Here is a 17764-nt window from a genome sequence, read left to right as displayed (position 1 = left end):
CCGCCTAAACGGAAAACAAAAGAAATCCCCCTGGAGCTTTTAGAGGCTCTGACAGCCGGAGTTTTCTTTTGCATGCTACTACTGTAAGAAAAGACTCCTGAATTAACAGGAGTCTTATCTTGTAAAATGGGATAATTTTGCAAAATAGGTATATTTTACAGAATAATTCTAAATTTAAAAAAATAAAGAAATCTTTTTTCAGAATAGCTCTGAAGAAAAAGGCTTTATTTGAAAGAAAGGAAAAGTTAAAGATTCATGGCTGAGAAGATAAGAGAAGGAAAAGTAAGATGTTCCTTTTGCCAGAAAACCGAGGATCAGGTCCGCAAATTAATCGCTGGACCGGATGGAGCCTACATCTGTGATGAGTGTGTAGGAATCTGCTCGGAGATCATGGAAGAAGAGTTTGGAGGATACGACCAGGAAGATATTCTTGGATCTGAGATCAATCTGATGAAACCAGAGGAAATCCATGCAATTCTGGACGACTATGTAATCGGACAGGATGAGGCCAAGAAAGCACTTTCCGTTGCTGTATACAATCATTATAAACGTGTTACTGCTTCCAGGAATCTGGATGTAGAGCTTCAGAAGAGCAACATCCTTATGCTTGGACCAACTGGTTCCGGTAAGACACTTCTTGCCCAGACACTGGCAAGACTTCTGAATGTGCCTTTTGCCATTGCAGATGCAACCACACTGACAGAAGCCGGATATGTAGGTGAGGATGTGGAGAACATTCTTCTGAAGATCATTCAGGCAGCGGACTATGATATTGACAGAGCACAGTACGGAATTATTTATATAGATGAGATCGACAAGATCACACGCAAATCTGAGAATGTTTCCATTACCCGTGATGTTTCCGGTGAGGGTGTTCAGCAGGCACTTCTGAAAATCCTGGAAGGTACTGTTGCAAGTGTTCCGCCGCAGGGTGGAAGAAAGCATCCACATCAGGAATTTATCCAGATTGACACTACAAACATTCTGTTTATCTGCGGTGGTGCTTTTGATGGTCTGGAGAAGATCATCGAAGGCAGACAGGATACCAAGGCAATCGGTTTTGGTGCTGAGGTTACTTCCAAAGAGGAACAGAACGTTGGCGAGCTGTTTAAACAGGTAATGCCAGAGGATCTGATCCGTTACGGCCTGATCCCGGAGTTTGTAGGACGTGTGCCTGTAGTAGTAACTCTGGACGGACTTGATGAGAACGCACTTCTTCGTATCCTTCAGGAGCCGAAGAACGCATTGACCAAGCAGTACCACAAGCTGTTTGAGCTTGATGGGGTAGAGCTTGATTTCGAGGATGAGGCACTTCGTGTTATGGCGAGAAAGTCCATGGAGCGTAAAACCGGCGCCAGAGGACTTCGTGCGATCATGGAGAGCACTCTTATGGATCTGATGTACAAGACTCCATCCGATGATACCATTCGTAAATGCATTATTACAAAAGAAGCTGTAGAAGGAACCGGTGAACCGGAAATTGTTCACGGGGAAGCTCCTGCGCAGCCGGTAAGTCCGGCGAACACAGGCAGAAGAAGCCAGCATGCGCGCAAGAAGGGCACTCCTGAAACAGCCTGATGAAAGGGATTTGACCACAGATGAGTGAGCCGATCAATGTACTTCCTGCCCTTGCCCTTCGGGAAACTACCATTCTTCCGGGAATGATCATTCATTTTGATGTAAGCCGGGAGCGTTCCAAGAAGGCAATCGAAGCGGCTATGCTTCAGGATCAGAAGATTTTTCTGGTAACACAGAAGAATCCACAGATTGAGGATCCTGGTTTTGTGCAGCTTTTTCAGGTGGGAACAATTGCATATATCAAGCAGGTTGTGAAGCTTCCTGACAACCTGCTCCGTGTTCTTGTGGAAGGAAAGAGAAGAGCAGAACTTCTTGGACTGGAACAGGAGACACCATATTTAAGAGCAGAGACTGTTCTGGTTAACAAGGAAGAAGAGGAACTGCCTCAGGCAATGCTGGAGGCAATGTACAGAAGCATCAAGGAGCTTTTCCATACTTATTGCGCCAAGGGCGGTAAGATTGGGAAGGAACTGGCAGCCCAGATCATGAATATCGAGAAAGCACCTGAGCTGATCGACCAGATCGCCATCAATCTGCCCCTTTCCTGGCAGAGTAAGCAGAAGCTTCTGGAAGCTGCCAGGCTGACTGACCGGTATGAGATTCTGGGTGCGATCCTCAGCAACGAGATCAATGTGCTGGACATCAGCCACGACCTTCAGCAGAAACTGAAGAAACGTGTGGACAAAAATCAGCGTGAATATATTCTGAGAGAGCAGCTGAAGCTGATCCGTGAGGAACTTGGTGAGGACAATACAGCTGATGAGGCAGAGGAATTCCGAAGAAAAGCCAAGGAGCTTACCGCCTCACAGGAAGTGAAAGACCGTATTTTCAAGGAAATCGGCCGGTTTAAGATTACCAATACCAATGCAGCTGAGAGCAGCATTTTACGCGGCTATATTGAGACACTTCTTTCCCTTCCATGGGATAAGTGCTCGGAGGATTCCGAGGATCTGAAGGCTGCATGGAAGATCCTGGAAGAAGGACATTATGGTTTGAAGGATGTAAAAGAGCGGATCATGGAATTCCTGTCAGTACGTAAGCTGACACATAAGGGAAAATCCCCGATCCTTTGCCTGGTAGGACCTCCAGGAACAGGTAAAACTTCCATTGCCAAATCAGTTGCAGAAGCCACTGGCAAGCGCTATGTGCGTATCTGCCTTGGCGGTGTGCGGGATGAGGCTGAGATCCGCGGTCACAGAAAGACTTATGTAGGTGCTATGCCGGGAAGGATCACCGTTGCCCTTCAGCAGGCCAAGGTGGCCAACCCGCTTATGCTTCTGGACGAGATCGACAAGACTAGCAGCGATTATAAGGGAGATACTTCCTCTGCGCTTCTGGAAGTGCTGGATCCGGAGCAGAACAGCCATTTCAATGATCACTATGTAGAGCTTCCCCAGGATCTTTCTGAGGTGTTATTTATTGCAACAGCCAATGATATCCAGGGGATTCCGAGGCCACTTCTTGACCGAATGGAGGTCATTGAGATCAGCGGTTATACAGAGAATGAGAAGGAACATATTGCCAGGGAACATTTGATTCCAAAGCAGATGGAAGCCAATGGAATTGAAAAAGGCAGACTTTCCATCCAGAGCGGCGCCCTTCGTAAGATCATCAACAATTATACCAAGGAAGCCGGTGTCCGTAATCTGGAGCGTCTCATCGGTCAGATCTGCCGTAAGACAGCACGTCTGATCATGGAAGATGGCAAAGAGAAGGTAACGGTTACAGGAAAGAATCTTGAGAGCTTCCTGGGACAGGAGAAATACAATTATCTGATGGCAAATAAAAAGGATGAGGTTGGGATTGCAAGAGGCCTTGCCTGGACACAGGTGGGCGGTGATACCCTTCAGATCGAAGTGAATATTATGCCTGGTAAAGGGGAATTTGTACTTACCGGACAGCTTGGGGATGTGATGAAGGAGTCTGCCACAGCAGGCATCAGCTATATCCGTTCTGTAGCGTCTAAGTATGGAATCGATCAGGAGTTTTTCCAGGAAAATGACATTCATGTACATATTCCGGAAGGGGCAGTGCCAAAGGATGGCCCGTCAGCCGGAATTACCATGGCAACTGCAATGCTTTCTGCCATTATTGACAAGCCGGTAAGAGCAGATCTGGCCATGACTGGTGAGATTACCTTAAGAGGCCGTGTGCTTCCAATCGGTGGACTGAAGGAAAAGCTTCTTGCTGCCAAGTACGCCAAGATTAAAGAAGTACTGGTGCCAAAGTCCAATAAAACAGATATGAAAGAGTTGGATGAAGAGATCATAGACGGACTGAAGATCACGTTTGTGGAGAATATGAACGAAGTGCTGGAACGGGCACTTGCCTGAAATGAGAGGTAGGAAAAATGGTAATTAAAAATGTTTCACTGGATATCGTTTGCGGTATTACCAGCAAACTGCCGGACACAGGAAGACCTGAAATTGCTTTTGCAGGGAAATCCAATGTGGGAAAATCCTCCCTCATTAATGGTCTTTTGAACCGTAAGGCGCTGGCGAGAACAAGCTCCCAGCCTGGTAAGACACAGACCATCAATTTTTACAATGTAAATGATTTTATGTACCTTGTGGATCTTCCGGGATACGGTTATGCCAAGGTTCCGGAGACCGAGAAGGCGAAGTGGGGAAAGATGATCGAGCGTTATCTCCACACTTCACAGGATTTAAAAGCAGTATTTCTGTTAATTGATATCCGTCATGATCCATCTGCAAATGACAAGCTGATGTATGACTGGATCGTGAACAACGGATACAATCCGATCATTATTGCAACCAAACTGGACAAGCTGAAAAGAAGCCAGGTACAGAAGAATATGAAGGCAATCAAGGATGGACTGAAGCTGCGCCCGGGAAGCAGAATCATTCCTTTCTCTGCTGAGACCAAGCAGGGAAGAGATGAGATCTGGGCATTGATGGACGAGTTGACCGGTTACACATTACCGGCAGCTACGGACGAGCCGAAGGCCTGACAGACGAGGAAAAAGAATATGGGAATTATCAAGGCGTTCAAGCTGGGATTTGACTATCTCAAGTATGATGAGGACGGCAATGTGGAAGCAACACAGCGTGCTGTCAATGATGTAAACCTGGACATTGAAGCCGGCGATTTTGTGGCCGTTCTGGGGCACAATGGTTCCGGAAAATCCACACTGGCAAAGCAGATGAATGCGCTGCTTATCCCTTCTGAGGGAACCATGTGGGTGGATGATATGGACACAGCCAAGGAGCCGGAGTTGTGGAAGATCCGCCAGAGAGCGGGAATGGTTTTCCAGAATCCGGACAACCAGATCATTGGTACGGTTGTGGAAGAGGATGTAGGCTTTGGTCCTGAGAATATGGGAGTACCTACAGACGAAATCTGGAAGCGTGTGGATGACAGTCTGAAAAAGACAGGAATGACCGCTTACCGTTATCAGTCTCCGAACAAGCTATCCGGAGGCCAGAAACAAAGAGTTGCCATCGCAGGTGTTGTGGCCATGCGTCCAAGCTGTATTGTACTGGACGAGCCAACTGCAATGCTTGATCCAAATGGCCGAAAAGAAGTATTGGAAGCCGTTTCCGAGCTCAACAAAAAAGAAAATGTAACCGTTATCCTCATTACCCATTATATGGAAGAAGTGATCCATGCAAACAAGGTTTATGTAATGGATGGTGGAAATGTGGTAATGCAGGGAACTCCAAGAGAAATTTTTTCCCAGGTAGAGACACTGAAAAAATACCGGCTGGATGTACCCCAGGTGACCTTGCTCGCCCATGAGCTTCATAAGGCTGGCGTGGACATTCCGGAAGGAATACTGACGAAAGAGGAATTGGTAGGTGCATTATGTCGATAGAGCTTAAGAACGTGACCTATACTTACAGTCAGGGTACTGCTTATGAGAGCCACGCCCTGAAGGACATTAATCTTGTGATTCCGGATGGACAGTTCATTGGTGTGATCGGTCATACCGGAAGCGGAAAATCAACTTTGATCCAGCATTTTAATGCATTGATCCAGCCTACAAGCGGACAGATCTTTTATAATGGAGAGAACGTGTGGGCGGAGAATTATAACCGCCGGGCCCTTCGAAGCGAGGTTGGCCTGGTATTCCAGTACCCGGAGCACCAGCTGTTTGAGAATACAGTTCTGGCGGATGTGTGCTTTGGCCCTATGAACCAGGGACTTTCCAAAGAGCAGGCGGAGAAAGAGGCGAAAAAGGCCCTTGCTCATGTAGGGGTGAAAGAAGAGAATTTTACAAAGTCTCCATTTGAGCTTTCCGGAGGCCAGAAAAAGAGGGTTGCTATTGCAGGAGTGCTTGCTATGAACCCGAAGATCCTGATCCTGGACGAGCCGACAGCAGGACTTGATCCCCAGGGAAGAGATGACATTCTGGATCAGATTGCGGCCCTTCATAAGATGCGCGGAATCACCATTATCCTGGTTTCCCACAGTATGGAGGACATTGCCAAGTATGTGGAGCGTCTGATCGTTATGAATCATGGGGAGATGGTATTTGATGATACCCCGAAGAATGTATTTTCCCATTATAAAGAGCTGGAAGGAATGGGGCTTGCGGCACCGCAGATTACTTATATTATGCATGCCCTTTCTGAAAATGGTTTGAATGTGGATACTACAGCTACCACTGTGGAGGAAGCCAGGGATACTATTCTGGAAGCTTTGAAAAAGCAGAAGCCTTCACTTCTTAAGAAGGGAGGCAATGCAGAATGATCAGAGATATTACAATCGGACAGTATTATCCGGCGGATTCTTTGATCCACAAGCTGGATCCAAGAACTAAGCTGGTAGGAACCATTGGATTTATTGTATCTGTGTTTTTATTTCATACCTTTGTGGGATATGCAGTGGCTACGATATTTCTTGCAGGAATGATCCTGTTGTCAAAGGTTCCGGTGAAGTTTATTTTTAAAGGTCTGAAGACCATTTTCATGCTGCTTCTGATCACCATATTTTTTAATATGATCCTGACTCCTGGTGAGGTAGTGTGGAAGCTTGGTTTTATTAAGGTGACAAATGAAGGCCTGGTGCTGGCTGGCACTATGGCGATCCGACTGGTTTACCTGGTAATTGGTTCTTCCATTATGACGCTGACCACCACACCGAATCAGCTGACTGACGGACTGGAGTGTCTGCTCCGCCCTTTGAATAAGCTCCATGTGCCGGTGCATGATATCGCTATGATGATGTCTATCGCTCTTCGTTTTATTCCGATCCTTCTGGAAGAAACGGATAAGATCATGAAGGCGCAGATCGCCCGGGGAGCTGATTTCGAGAATGGTAATCTGATCCAGAAGGCGAAGAACATGGTTCCTCTTCTGGTACCACTGTTCATCTCCGCATTTCGCCGGGCAAATGACCTGGCCATGGCCATGGAGGCAAGATGCTATCATGGCGGTGATAACAGGACGCAGATGAAGCCGCTGACCTATAAGATGAGAGATCATGTGGCTTATGTGGTGATGATAGCGTATTTGGCTGTGGCGATTGGATTTAGGGCAGCTGGAATCTGATAGAATGAAATAAAGCTTTTATTCAAAGAAATTAAGTGATCAATGATATATGTAACTATTTTTGCAGTATTTCGTGAGGTGATTTAGAGCCTGAACGAGAGTAATCTGAATTTTAATTTGATTTGTGATTGTGAAGATGCTGAATAGTTACGAATGTTTATATAATTCCCTCACTTGTGCTAAATCGCAGGTGAGGGAATTTTCACAAGGAGAAGATTATGAAACGAATTGGACTTGTTGTGGCATACGATGGAACCAATTACTGCGGCTGGCAGACACAGCCTAATGGAATTACGGTACAAGGTGTACTCAATGACACTCTCTCAGAGCTTCTGGGAGAAAAAATCGAGACTATCGGTGCCAGCCGTACAGATGCCGGTGTACACGCTCTTGGAAATGTAGCTGTATTTGATACCAACACCCGCATTCCCGGCGAAAAAATATCCTATGCCCTGAACCAGCGTCTCCCCGAAGACATCCGGATCCAGATGTCCGAAGAAGTGGAGCCGGATTTTCACCCAAGATACTGCGACAGCGAGAAAACCTATGAATACCGCATCCTGAACCGTAAATTCCAGGTTCCTACTGAGCGGCTGTATTCCTATTTTTATCACTATAAATTAGACGTAGACAAAATGCGCGAGGCAACCTCCTACCTGATCGGACGCCACGATTTTGCCAGCTTCTGTGGTTCCGGCGCCCAGGTAAAGACTACCATCCGCACCGTCACCGGAATCGAAGTCTTCCGCGACGGCGACATTGTCACCATCCGCGTATCTGGAACCGGTTTCCTTTATAACATGGTCCGCATCATTTCCGGCACCCTGATCGAGATTGGCAACGGCCAGTATCCACCAGAACGCATGCAAAAGATCCTGGACGCCAAAGACCGCTCCGCCGCCGGACCCACTGCACCAGCGCAAGGGTTGACGCTTATGGGGATACAGTTCTTTGATTAATAGCAAAAGCATATTCGGGAATTTTATATCACTTCATAACCCCAAAATGTCAATAGCACATAATTATAATTTAGCACATTTCCACAACAAAAATGTCCAGCTCAGCACAAAATTGTGCATATCCAAACACAAAAATTGAAAGAGCAATCAAAAATTAGTCCATTTTACACAGGGTTCCGATATGATATTATAATCCCATCAAAAAGCTATAGAACATAGCAAATAAAAATGATACGGGAGGTTTTTTCATGAAAAGAAAAGTAGCAATGGCAATGGTAGCAGCAATGGCAGTTGGTTCACTTACAGTTCCGGTAATGGCAGAAGACGGAGCAGCTGGCGGAAAGATCGGTATCTCAATGCCGACACAGTCTCTGGAGCGTTGGAACCGTGATGGTTCTTATCTGCAGAAACAGTTCGAAGATGCTGGATACGAAGTAGAGCTTACATATTCTGACAACGAGACAGACCGTCAGGTAAACGATATCCAGAACCTGATTTCCGACGGAGTTAACCTGTTAGTTGTAGCAGCTATCGATGGCGAGGCTCTTAATACAGTTATGGATGAGGCAGCAGATGCAGGAATCCCGGTTATTTCCTATGACCGTCTGATCAAATCCGACGCTGTTTCCTATTATATTTCTTTTGATAACTACACAGTAGGTACCCTTCAGGGACAGTACGTTGTAGATACTCTGGATCTGGACAATGCTGGAGACAAGACATACAATATCGAGTTTACAGCTGGTGATCCTGCTGATAACAATGCTGGATACTTCTTCAATGGTGCATTTGATGTATTAAAACCATACATTGATGCAGGAACCTTAAATGTAGTTTCCGGACAGACTGATTTTGATTCTGTTGCAACACCTGCATGGGATACCCAGACAGCACTTGAAAGAATGCAGAACATTCTGGCATCCTATTATGCAGACGGAACACAGCTTGATGTAGCTCTTTGCTCCAACGACTCCACAGCACTTGGTGTAACACAGGCAATCGAGTCTGACTATGCTGGTGATAACACAGTTCTGATCACAGGACAGGATGGTGACGAAGCGAACCTTGCAAACATCGTTGATGGAAAACAGTCCATGACAGTTTACAAAGCAGTTGCCAATGAAGCAGTCGTAACACTTGACCTTGCAAAAGCAATGCTGGCTGGTGACACAATTGATGAGTCCCTGATTGAAAAATCCGGTTGGGATTTCGAGTGTGCATACGATACAGAGTCCTATGAGACATCTGATGGAAATAAATGCCCATCCTTCCTTCTGGTTCCTACAGTTGTAACAAAAGACAACCTTCAGGAAGCACTGGTTGACCCAGGATACTACACAATGGACGATGATGGATATCTTCATCCGGCAAACTAATAAAAGCTGAACTAAAACGTCATACAAATCAAAAATAAAGTTTTAAATGTGGGCGGGGTGAAAAGCTCCGCCTGCTTTATGGGAAAGGGGGCGCCATTTTGGCTGACAATATTTTAGTAATGGAACACATTACAAAGGAATTCCCCGGTGTCAAAGCTTTGGATAATGTTAATCTTGAAGTTCAGCGTGGCGAGATTCATGCGCTGATCGGTGAGAACGGTGCGGGAAAGTCCACATTGATGAACGTATTAAGTGGTCAGTATCCATACGGCAGCTATACTGGAACGGTTACCTACGAGGGTGAAGAGTGTAAGTTTAAAAAGCTTAATGACAGCGAGGCAAAAGGTATCGTTATTATTCACCAGGAGCTTGCATTAATCCCACTGCTTTCCATCGGTGAAAACATGTTTCTTGGAAACGAGATCAAAAATAAAAGAGGAGCCATCGACTGGGATAAAACATACAGCGAGGCTGAGAAACATATGGCCCAGGTAGGTCTTCATGAATCTGCCCAGACCCTGATCAAAGATATCGGAACCGGCAAACAGCAGCTGGTAGAAATTGCGAAAGCTTTTTCAAAAGATGTTAAACTGCTCATCCTGGATGAGCCGACTTCATCCCTGAATGATGAGGATGCGAAGATGCTTCTGGACCTGCTTATGGAATTTAAGAAACAGGGACTGACATCTATTATTATCACACACAAACTGAATGAGATCATTTACTGTGCAGACCGTTGTACCATTCTTCGAGACGGAAGCACAATCGAGACACTTACAAAAGGCGTGGATGACTTAAGTGAGGACAGGATCATCAAAGGAATGGTTGGACGTCCTATGGAAGACCGTTATCCGAAACGTGAGCACAATGTAAGTAAAGATGTGATGCTGGAGGTAAAGAACTGGACTGTTCATCATCCTCTGTATCCGGAAAAAATTGTAGACGACAATATTTCCTTTAAAGTACATAAAGGTGAGGTTGTTGGTTTCTCAGGACTGCAGGGTGCAGGCCGTACAGAGCTGGCAATGTCTATCTTCGGTAAGAGCTATGGAAGCGCAATCTCCGGAGAACTGTACATAAAGGGTGAAAAAGTAGATTTGAAGGATCCTCGTGCAGCCATCCAGCATGGTCTTGCATATGTAACTGAGGACCGTAAGACAAACGGACTGATTCTGGATGAATCCATCCGTTTCAACACAACTCTTGCCCGTCTTGCAAAAGTCTGTGATAAAGGAATTATCAATACAGACCTTGAAGTACAGCTGGCAGAGCAGATGACAAAAGAAATGGGAACCAAGACACCTTCCAATGAGCAGCGTATTGGTAACCTGTCTGGTGGTAACCAGCAGAAAGCCCTTCTTGGAAAGTGGATGTTCACAGAACCAGATATTTTGATTCTGGATGAGCCTACCCGTGGTATCGACGTAGGTGCAAAATATGATATTTACTGTCTGATCAATCAGATGGTGGAACAGGGAAAATCTGTAATCATGATTTCCTCAGAAATGCCTGAAATCCTTGGTATGTGCGACCGGATTTATATCATGAATGAAGGTAAAATGGCCGGAGAACTGGATGCGAAAGAAGCTACCCAGGAAGGCATCATGGCACATATCATGCAGAATCAGAAGAAATAATGAAGGGGGAAAACAAAATGAATGCAAAAATAAAAGACTTTTTAAGAAAATATACGATGGTTATTGCACTTGTAATCGTATTTATCCTGTTCTGTGCTCTGACTGATGGACGACTTCTTTTCGCACAGAACATGTCAAACCTTATGCTCCAGAACGGATACGTACTGGTTCTTGCATGTGGTATGTTACTCTGTATCTTAACTGGTGGTAACATCGATCTTTCTGTTGGATCTGTTATCTGCTTCGTTGGTGGTGTTGCAGCTGTCCTGATCGGCAGCAAGGGCTTCAATCCATTTATCACCATTCTCCTTTGCCTGGTAATCGGCCTTCTGGTTGGTGTATGGCAGGGCTACTGGATTGGTTATAAGAGAATTCCTCCTTTCATCACAACACTTGCTGGTATGTTCATTTTCCGTGGATTTGGACGTCTGGTACTGGACAACAAAACGGTTTCCATCCAGAACAAATCTTTCCTGAATGTATTTACATCCTACATCAACATCCCAGGACTTGATGATGGAAAGAAATATTCTGCACTGATCGTTGGTGTTCTGATTGCATGCTACATTATTTTCTCAACCATGCGTTCCAGAGCAAACAAAGCGAAAAAAGGTTATCGTCAGAATACAGCAGCTTCTGATTACAGCAGAGCAGCCGTGATCGCAGTTGTTATTCTGTGGTATTGCTACAAACTGTATGAGTACAAAGGTATCTCCGTAATGCTTGTATGGGTAGTTGCAATCTGCATGATCTACAACTTTATCACATCCAAGACAGCGTTTGGACGTTACTTCTACGCAATCGGCGGTAACGAGAAAGCAACGCAGCTTTCCGGTATCGATACCAATAAGGTTTATTTCATTGCATATGCAAACATGGGCTTACTTGCTGGTCTTGCTGGTCTTCTCTGTGCAGCACGTGTAGGTTCTGTAAATGGTAGTACAGGTACATCCTTTGAGATGGATGCAATCGGTTCCTGCTTCATCGGTGGTGCTTCTGCATACGGTGGAAGCGGTACTGTAGGCGGTGTTGTAATCGGTGCTCTTCTTCTTGGTGTTATTAACATGGGTATGTCAATCATGGGTATCGGTGATTCCTGGCAGTACGTTGTAAAAGGTGCCGTACTTCTGGTTGCAGTTGTATTTGATGTTATCTCTAACAGAAAATCAAACTAATTCAATAATAAGAAAAAATGCTGTGAGAGCAAATCGCAGTAATGACAAAAGGGCTGTTGCAGAAAATGCAATGGCTCTTTTTGCATATATCAGGCAAATATGGTAAACTGTTAAATATTTAAAAGCATGTTTGATATCTCAAAACATGTGGAGAAAATAATAAAATGGCGATTTACTCACTGGTAAATTTGCGGACATTAAAGGAAGCTTTTTAAATTATGAAAAAATCTACACTGACTGTCTTTTTTATTTTGGCAGGCTGTATGCTGTTTCTCTCCGGAATCTGGATCTATTTCCAGAAAAATCTGGATCAGGTAGATCTGGGAGAAGGAGAAGGGGCATCCAGTTACACAAAACATTATCTGATGATCTCTGGAGAGAAAAATACCCTGATGTGGGATTCTATCTATGAAAGTGCCAGTCAGGCGGCGAAGGATGCAGACGCTTATCTGGAGCTGATTGAGCCAGGGCACGATTTCAATTATACTAAGGCAGACTATCTGCGCATTGGGATTGCTTCCCAGGTGGACGGAATCATTCTGGAAGCGGACGGCAGCAGTGAAGAACAGGAACTGATCCAGGAAGCCGCAGATGCAGAGATTCCGGTGGTTACCGTAATGACAGATGATTCTTCCAGCGCCAGGATCAGCTTTGTAGGGCTGAACAGCTATCAGCTGGGAAATGCCTACACAGAGCAGATCTTAGGGCTTTTGAAGGAACATGAAACTACCCGGGTGCTTTTGTTGTCAAATTCCCAGTCCAAAACCCAGGAAACGAATCTGATCTATTACCAGATCAAGAAAGAGCTGGAAGAGAAGAAAAAAGAAGATCAGACGGTAAACATTTCCGAGTACAGCATTGACAGCAGCTCTGACTTTGATACAGAAGAGTTTGTCCGGGATATTTTTGTAAGTGGGGAGGATATTCCGGATGTACTGGTCTGCATGGACGAAGTGGTAACAGAATGTGTTTACCAGGCCTTGATTGACTACAATCAGGTTGGAAACGTAGACATTGTAGGATTTTATTATTCCGATGTGATCCTGGATGCCATCAGTAAAGGAATCATTTCTTCAGCCATTGCTCTTGATATGGATGAAACAGGGCGCTATAGCATCAATGCCCTGGAAGAGTTTTCTTCTCTGGGACATACCAGCAACTACTACAGTGTGGGACAGCATGTGATCACCAGAAGCAATGTTGGGATTTACAGAACGGAGGGGGATAAATGAGAGAGAAAAAAGAAAGCCTTTCCGTTCAGAATTCCATACAGACCAGACTGAGCTCTGCCATGGTACTGGTTATGGTGTTCGTGGTATGTATCAACTTTTTTATCTTTGAACAGATCCACACGGGTGTGGACCGGATCGATGCTGTTTTTTCCAGTAATGCAGCAATCAACGACCTGTCGGACACCTTAAATAAGCTGGAGGGAACCGTTTACGAATATCTGAATACAAAGGGAACTAAGGCTCTGGAAAATTACTACCGCTATGAGCAGGATTACCGGGAGCTTCTGGATGGGCTGAACGACCGGAACGTGGATAGTGAAGTAAAAATGCTGGAAAAAAATATCCGCAGAATGTCAGAAAGCTATCTGGAGCAGACCAACGAGACTGTTCAGGCTAAGCGGGGCAGAAATATTGAGAAATACAAAGCTTCTTATGAAAAAGAGCTGCAGCTTTATGAATACATCAATTCTTATATTTATAAGCTGAATAACCTGCGTTTCCGGATGAACTCCTCCAATTACCAGATCCTGCTTTCCTCTATGGATGTATTGTATCGGTTGGCGTTGGTGGTTATTTTTATTGTGGCAGCAGTAGGCGTGGCGATTATTATTCTGGTTGTGCGCTCTATGATCTGGCCGTTGACCCAGCTTTCCAACACCGCTCATGAGGTTGCAATGGGAAACTTAAATGTGCCCATTCTGCCGGTTGTCCGCGAGGATGAGGTAGGCGTGGTAACACGAGGCTTTAATCAGATGCTGGACAGTATTCGCCTTCATATTAAGCAGCAGAGGGAAAGCATGGAGAAACAGGCGCAGATGAAGGAACGGGAGCTTCTGATGGAGACACATCTGAAGGAGGCTCAGCTGAAGTATCTTCAGGCACAGATCAACCCCCATTTCCTTTTTAACTGTCTGAATGCAGGGGCTCAGCTTGCCATGCTGGAGGATGCAGAGCGCACTGGCGTTTTCCTGGAAAAAATGGCGGACTTTTTCCGGTATAATGTGCGGAAAATGGAGGATGATGCTCTTCTCTGGGAAGAGGTAGATGCAGTTGACAACTATATTTATATTTTAAATGTGCGGTTTGCCGGAGATATCCATTACGAAAAGGATGTGGATGAGGGAATCGGGGATTTCCGTATTCCAAGTATGATCCTGCAGCCTCTGGTGGAAAACGCAGTACAGCATGGGATCCACGACTGTATGGAGACTGGAAAGATCCGAATGTCCATTCACAAGGATGGGGGGAATCTGGAGATTACAGTCAGTGACAACGGCGCAGGAATGACTGCCCAGATGATAGACGCAGTTATGGCTGGAAAAGCCAGAAATAACGGGGAGGACCGGTATTCCACAGGAATTGCAGTTGGAAATGTAATTGACAGACTGGAGCTATATTATAAGCAGAAAGGGCTTCTTACCATTGAAAGTGATGGACTGGGAAAAGGAACCAGTGTGCATATCACTTTGCAGGTGGAGTCCGGGGAGAACGGAGTGTGAATTGTACCAGAATCCGCTGGCTGGCAGCGGACCGGGACTGCTGAATGATAGAAAATGCAACATATAGAAAGAGGAGCGAAAAAAGAATGTACCGTATTCTGATAGCAGATGACGAAGGACTTATGCTAGAGGCTTTTAAAGGAGTAATCCTTGCCGAATTTGGAGATATATGTAGCGTGGAGACTGCGAAGACTGGAAGAGCCGTAATCGAGAAGGCTGAGACTTTTCACCCGGACATTGTGTTTATGGATATCCATATGCCTGGAATCAATGGAATCCAGGCTATGCGCGAGATCCGTAAGTTTAACAATTCTGTATTGTTTTATGTGGTTTCTGCATACGATAAGTTTGATTATGCAAAAGAGGCCATTGATCTTGGTGTGGAAAAATACTTAACGAAACCGATTTCGAAAAGTAAGATCATTTCTGTAGTGAAAGAAGCGATAGCTAAGGTGGATAAAGTCCGTGACCAGAGAAGCAATCTGTTGAAAATCCAGGAAAAACTGGAGACGGTGATTCCGGTTGTGGAGTCCAGTTATGTAAACTCCCTGCTTTTCCAGAGGGAAATGACTGCAGCGGATTATTACCAGAAGCTTCTGGATATTGAATATGGTCAGGGCTATGTTATAGTGGTACAGTTTGGCCAGAGCTATGAAAATGGCAGACTGATCAGTCCGGTTGGAATGAATGTGAAGGCCCAGAGCTTTTACCCGGAATTTCGGGATGTAGTGAAATCTGCTTTTCCCTGTGTGGTTGGAAACATTATGTCCAACCGTATTCCGGTGGTAGTGCCCTGCGAAATTTTCCAGAATCCTTATGAAGATCGTATTGATCTGGTGGAAAAGGCCAGAGAGCTGGTGGCAAGGCTGGAAAGCAGGCTGGATGCCAAATTCCGTGTAGGTATTGGAAGAGTGTGGGAAATGGAAGAACTGGAGCGGTCTTACCGTGAGGCACTCCGGGCGCTAAATGGAAGTCTTAGCCGGGTAATACATATTGAGGATCTTTCCCAGAATGGCGTTTATGACGAGGCTTTTCCGGGCAATAACGAGAAGCGTATGTTCCGTTTTCTGGCAGAGGGAAATGAGGATGGCATGCTCCAGGAGGTGAATTTCTTCTGCGACTGGATGGTGGAGCATTATTCACAGGATATGAATAATATTCGCCTGAAGATCCTGGAGTTTATTATCTGGGGAGAGAAGATTGCTTTTGAGAGCGGGGCGATCAATTATGGTTTCAGCTATCGCCGGGATTACCTGGATACGGCAATGTCCCTTTCCACTTATGAAGAGCTTCGCAAGTGGTTCCAGGAAAAAATGGTAAATGTGTGCAGGGCGATCCGTGATCAGAAGGAGGATCAGTCCAATTCTGCGGTGAAGAAGGCCATGCTTTATATTCAGGAAAATTATAGCAAAGATATTTCCCTGGATGATGTGTCCAGCCAGGTCAATATTAGTCCCTATTATTTCAGCAAGATTTTCAAGGATGAGACTGGGGAGAATTTTATCGAGTATCTGACCAGAGTCCGGATTGATAAAGCGAAGGAGCTTCTGGTGGATGCAAATGTGAGCGTAAAGGAAGCGGGAATCCAGAGTGGCTATTCGGATCCCAATTATTTCAGCAGGATCTTTAAGAAGCAGATGGATATGACTCCAAGTGAGTATAAGGCGAGGTATGGAAAATGAGAAAGAAATGTTGGCTGATTTTACCCATGATTCTGATTCTGGCAGGGGCGTTGGCAGCAGGCTGCGGAAGTAAGCCTCAGGAACCCCAGAAGGAGAACGCGAAGGAAGAGGACAAGCTGCAGATCGGACTTAGCTTTGACTCCTTCGTAATCGAAAGATGGCTGCGGGACCGGGATATGTTTGTTTCTACTGCCCAGAGCCTTGGGGCTGAGGTGAATGTACAGGTGGCAGGTGGCGTTGTGGAGGAGCAGATTTCCCAGATTGAGTATTTCATTAAGAAAAAAATGGATGTGATCGTAGTCATTCCCATTGATGGCAATGCTTTGTATGATGTGCTGAAGGAGGCTAAGGACGAGGGGATTTATGTGATTTGTTATGACCGTATTGTGGAGAATATTAATGCGGATCTGTATATTACTATTGATAATGAGAAGGTTGGAACCCTTATGGGGGAGGCGCTTATCAAGGCCTGCCCGGAGGGAGGGAATATTTTTGCCATTAACGGATCCCCTACAGACAGAAATGTGGATGAGGTTGTGAGAGGGTTCACTAATGCCATTGCGAATAGTAATCTGAATGTGGTTTATACAGGATATTGTGATAACTGGCTGGCGGAGCTGGCGGGCAATCATGTGACTGAGGGGCTGGAAGTTACCAAAGATATTGTAGGGGTGATGTGTGGAAATGATGATCTGGCAAGTCAGGCGGTGAAGGTATTGTCTGAGAACCGGCTTGCTGGAAAAGTGGCTGTGGTGGCCCAGGATGCGGATCTGTCAGCTTGCCAGAGGATTGTGGAGGGTACACAGGAGATGACGGTTTATAAGCCTATTGAGCAGGAGGCGAATACGGCGGCGGAGTTCGCGGTGGCGCTTGGAAAAGGGGAGGATATTACTTCCGGAGGAGGGGAATACAAGGCGGTAGAGACCTTCAATGACGGGAATTATGAGATTCCTTATTATAAGATCGATCCGATCGCAGTGACAGCAGAGAATATGGATGAGGTGATCATTGATGGAGGGTTCCATACTAGGGAGGATGTTTATTTGAATATTCGGTAGTTGCTATTTTGTGGGTTGAAAAGTTCGTCGAAGAGGGACGCATTCGGACAATGGG

The 17764-nt window shown here is 45.4% G+C and carries 14 protein-coding genes; all 14 read left to right on the top strand.

The window, feature by feature from the left end:
* Positions 1–255: 255 nt before the first annotated feature.
* The 14 genes from clpX to LIQ05_RS06690 all read left to right on the top strand — a co-directional run bounded on the left by clpX (position 256) and on the right by LIQ05_RS06690 (position 17709).
* On the top strand, positions 256–1578 hold the full coding sequence (gene clpX, locus LIQ05_RS06755; protein WP_226819595.1) for an ATP-dependent Clp protease ATP-binding subunit ClpX: 1323 nt from the start codon (positions 256–258) through the stop codon (positions 1576–1578).
* A gap of 20 nt (positions 1579–1598) precedes the next feature.
* Positions 1599–3911: an endopeptidase La gene (gene lon, locus LIQ05_RS06750; RefSeq protein ID WP_226819594.1), complete on the top strand. Its 2313-nt coding sequence runs from the start codon at positions 1599–1601 to the stop codon at positions 3909–3911.
* 17 nt (positions 3912–3928) lie between these two features.
* Positions 3929–4549, top strand: coding sequence for a ribosome biogenesis GTP-binding protein YihA/YsxC (gene yihA / locus LIQ05_RS06745; RefSeq protein ID WP_226819593.1), 621 nt, complete (start codon positions 3929–3931; stop codon positions 4547–4549).
* An 18-nt stretch (positions 4550–4567) separates the two neighbouring features.
* Positions 4568–5413, top strand: coding sequence for an energy-coupling factor transporter ATPase (locus tag LIQ05_RS06740; protein ID WP_226819592.1), 846 nt, complete (start codon positions 4568–4570; stop codon positions 5411–5413).
* Positions 5404–6291 carry an energy-coupling factor transporter ATPase gene (locus tag LIQ05_RS06735; RefSeq protein ID WP_226819591.1) on the top strand — a complete coding sequence of 296 codons (888 nt, stop codon included), beginning with the start codon at positions 5404–5406 and terminating at the stop codon, positions 6289–6291. Before LIQ05_RS06740 ends, LIQ05_RS06735 begins: the two co-directional genes overlap by 10 nt.
* Positions 6288–7091 carry an energy-coupling factor transporter transmembrane component T family protein gene (locus tag LIQ05_RS06730; RefSeq protein WP_226819590.1) on the top strand — a complete coding sequence of 268 codons (804 nt, stop codon included), beginning with the start codon at positions 6288–6290 and terminating at the stop codon, positions 7089–7091. Before LIQ05_RS06735 ends, LIQ05_RS06730 begins: the two co-directional genes overlap by 4 nt.
* Before the next feature lie 218 nt (positions 7092–7309).
* Positions 7310–8050 carry a tRNA pseudouridine(38-40) synthase TruA gene (gene truA / locus LIQ05_RS06725; RefSeq protein ID WP_226819589.1) on the top strand — a complete coding sequence of 247 codons (741 nt, stop codon included), beginning with the start codon at positions 7310–7312 and terminating at the stop codon, positions 8048–8050.
* Between the two features lie 248 nt (positions 8051–8298).
* Positions 8299–9426, top strand: a complete 1128-nt coding sequence (locus LIQ05_RS06720) for a sugar-binding protein (protein ID WP_226819588.1) — start codon at positions 8299–8301, stop codon at positions 9424–9426.
* 98 nt (positions 9427–9524) lie between these two features.
* Positions 9525–11063 (top strand): sugar ABC transporter ATP-binding protein, encoded by a 1539-nt coding sequence (locus tag LIQ05_RS06715; protein ID WP_226819587.1) that lies wholly within the window; start codon positions 9525–9527, stop codon positions 11061–11063.
* A 17-nt stretch (positions 11064–11080) separates the two neighbouring features.
* Positions 11081–12238 (top strand): ABC transporter permease subunit, encoded by a 1158-nt coding sequence (locus tag LIQ05_RS06710; RefSeq protein WP_226819586.1) that lies wholly within the window; start codon positions 11081–11083, stop codon positions 12236–12238.
* Positions 12239–12456: 218 nt separating this feature from the next.
* Positions 12457–13470, top strand: coding sequence for a sugar ABC transporter substrate-binding protein (locus LIQ05_RS06705; protein WP_226819585.1), 1014 nt, complete (start codon positions 12457–12459; stop codon positions 13468–13470).
* A complete protein-coding gene (locus LIQ05_RS06700; RefSeq protein WP_226819584.1) occupies positions 13467–14969 on the top strand; it encodes a histidine kinase in 1503 nt (500 codons plus the stop codon). Before LIQ05_RS06705 ends, LIQ05_RS06700 begins: the two co-directional genes overlap by 4 nt.
* Before the next feature lie 86 nt (positions 14970–15055).
* On the top strand, positions 15056–16651 hold the full coding sequence (locus LIQ05_RS06695) for a response regulator (protein ID WP_226819583.1): 1596 nt from the start codon (positions 15056–15058) through the stop codon (positions 16649–16651).
* On the top strand, positions 16648–17709 hold the full coding sequence (locus LIQ05_RS06690; RefSeq protein WP_226819582.1) for a sugar ABC transporter substrate-binding protein: 1062 nt from the start codon (positions 16648–16650) through the stop codon (positions 17707–17709). The genes LIQ05_RS06695 and LIQ05_RS06690 overlap by 4 nt, the downstream gene beginning before the upstream one ends.
* Positions 17710–17764: the final 55 nt, after the last annotated feature.

This window comes from Blautia glucerasea (assembly GCF_020537505.1).
Lineage (GTDB): Bacteria > Bacillota > Clostridia > Lachnospirales > Lachnospiraceae > Blautia_A.
Note: the sequence above shows the minus strand (reverse complement) of the source record. Positions and strands in the feature narration are given on the sequence as shown.

Coding starts and splice junctions, on each gene's coding strand:
- LIQ05_RS06730 (WP_226819590.1), top strand. CDS start 6,288: ATGATCAGAGATATTACAATCGGACAGTATTATCCGGCGGATTCTTTG.
- LIQ05_RS06710 (WP_226819586.1), top strand. CDS start 11,081: ATGAATGCAAAAATAAAAGACTTTTTAAGAAAATATACGATGGTTATT.
- LIQ05_RS06705 (WP_226819585.1), top strand. CDS start 12,457: ATGAAAAAATCTACACTGACTGTCTTTTTTATTTTGGCAGGCTGTATG.
- LIQ05_RS06690 (WP_226819582.1), top strand. CDS start 16,648: ATGAGAAAGAAATGTTGGCTGATTTTACCCATGATTCTGATTCTGGCA.
- LIQ05_RS06740 (WP_226819592.1), top strand. CDS start 4,568: ATGGGAATTATCAAGGCGTTCAAGCTGGGATTTGACTATCTCAAGTAT.
- LIQ05_RS06695 (WP_226819583.1), top strand. CDS start 15,056: ATGTACCGTATTCTGATAGCAGATGACGAAGGACTTATGCTAGAGGCT.
- LIQ05_RS06735 (WP_226819591.1), top strand. CDS start 5,404: ATGTCGATAGAGCTTAAGAACGTGACCTATACTTACAGTCAGGGTACT.
- lon (WP_226819594.1), top strand. CDS start 1,599: ATGAGTGAGCCGATCAATGTACTTCCTGCCCTTGCCCTTCGGGAAACT.
- clpX (WP_226819595.1), top strand. CDS start 256: ATGGCTGAGAAGATAAGAGAAGGAAAAGTAAGATGTTCCTTTTGCCAG.
- LIQ05_RS06700 (WP_226819584.1), top strand. CDS start 13,467: ATGAGAGAGAAAAAAGAAAGCCTTTCCGTTCAGAATTCCATACAGACC.
- truA (WP_226819589.1), top strand. CDS start 7,310: ATGAAACGAATTGGACTTGTTGTGGCATACGATGGAACCAATTACTGC.
- LIQ05_RS06720 (WP_226819588.1), top strand. CDS start 8,299: ATGAAAAGAAAAGTAGCAATGGCAATGGTAGCAGCAATGGCAGTTGGT.
- yihA (WP_226819593.1), top strand. CDS start 3,929: ATGGTAATTAAAAATGTTTCACTGGATATCGTTTGCGGTATTACCAGC.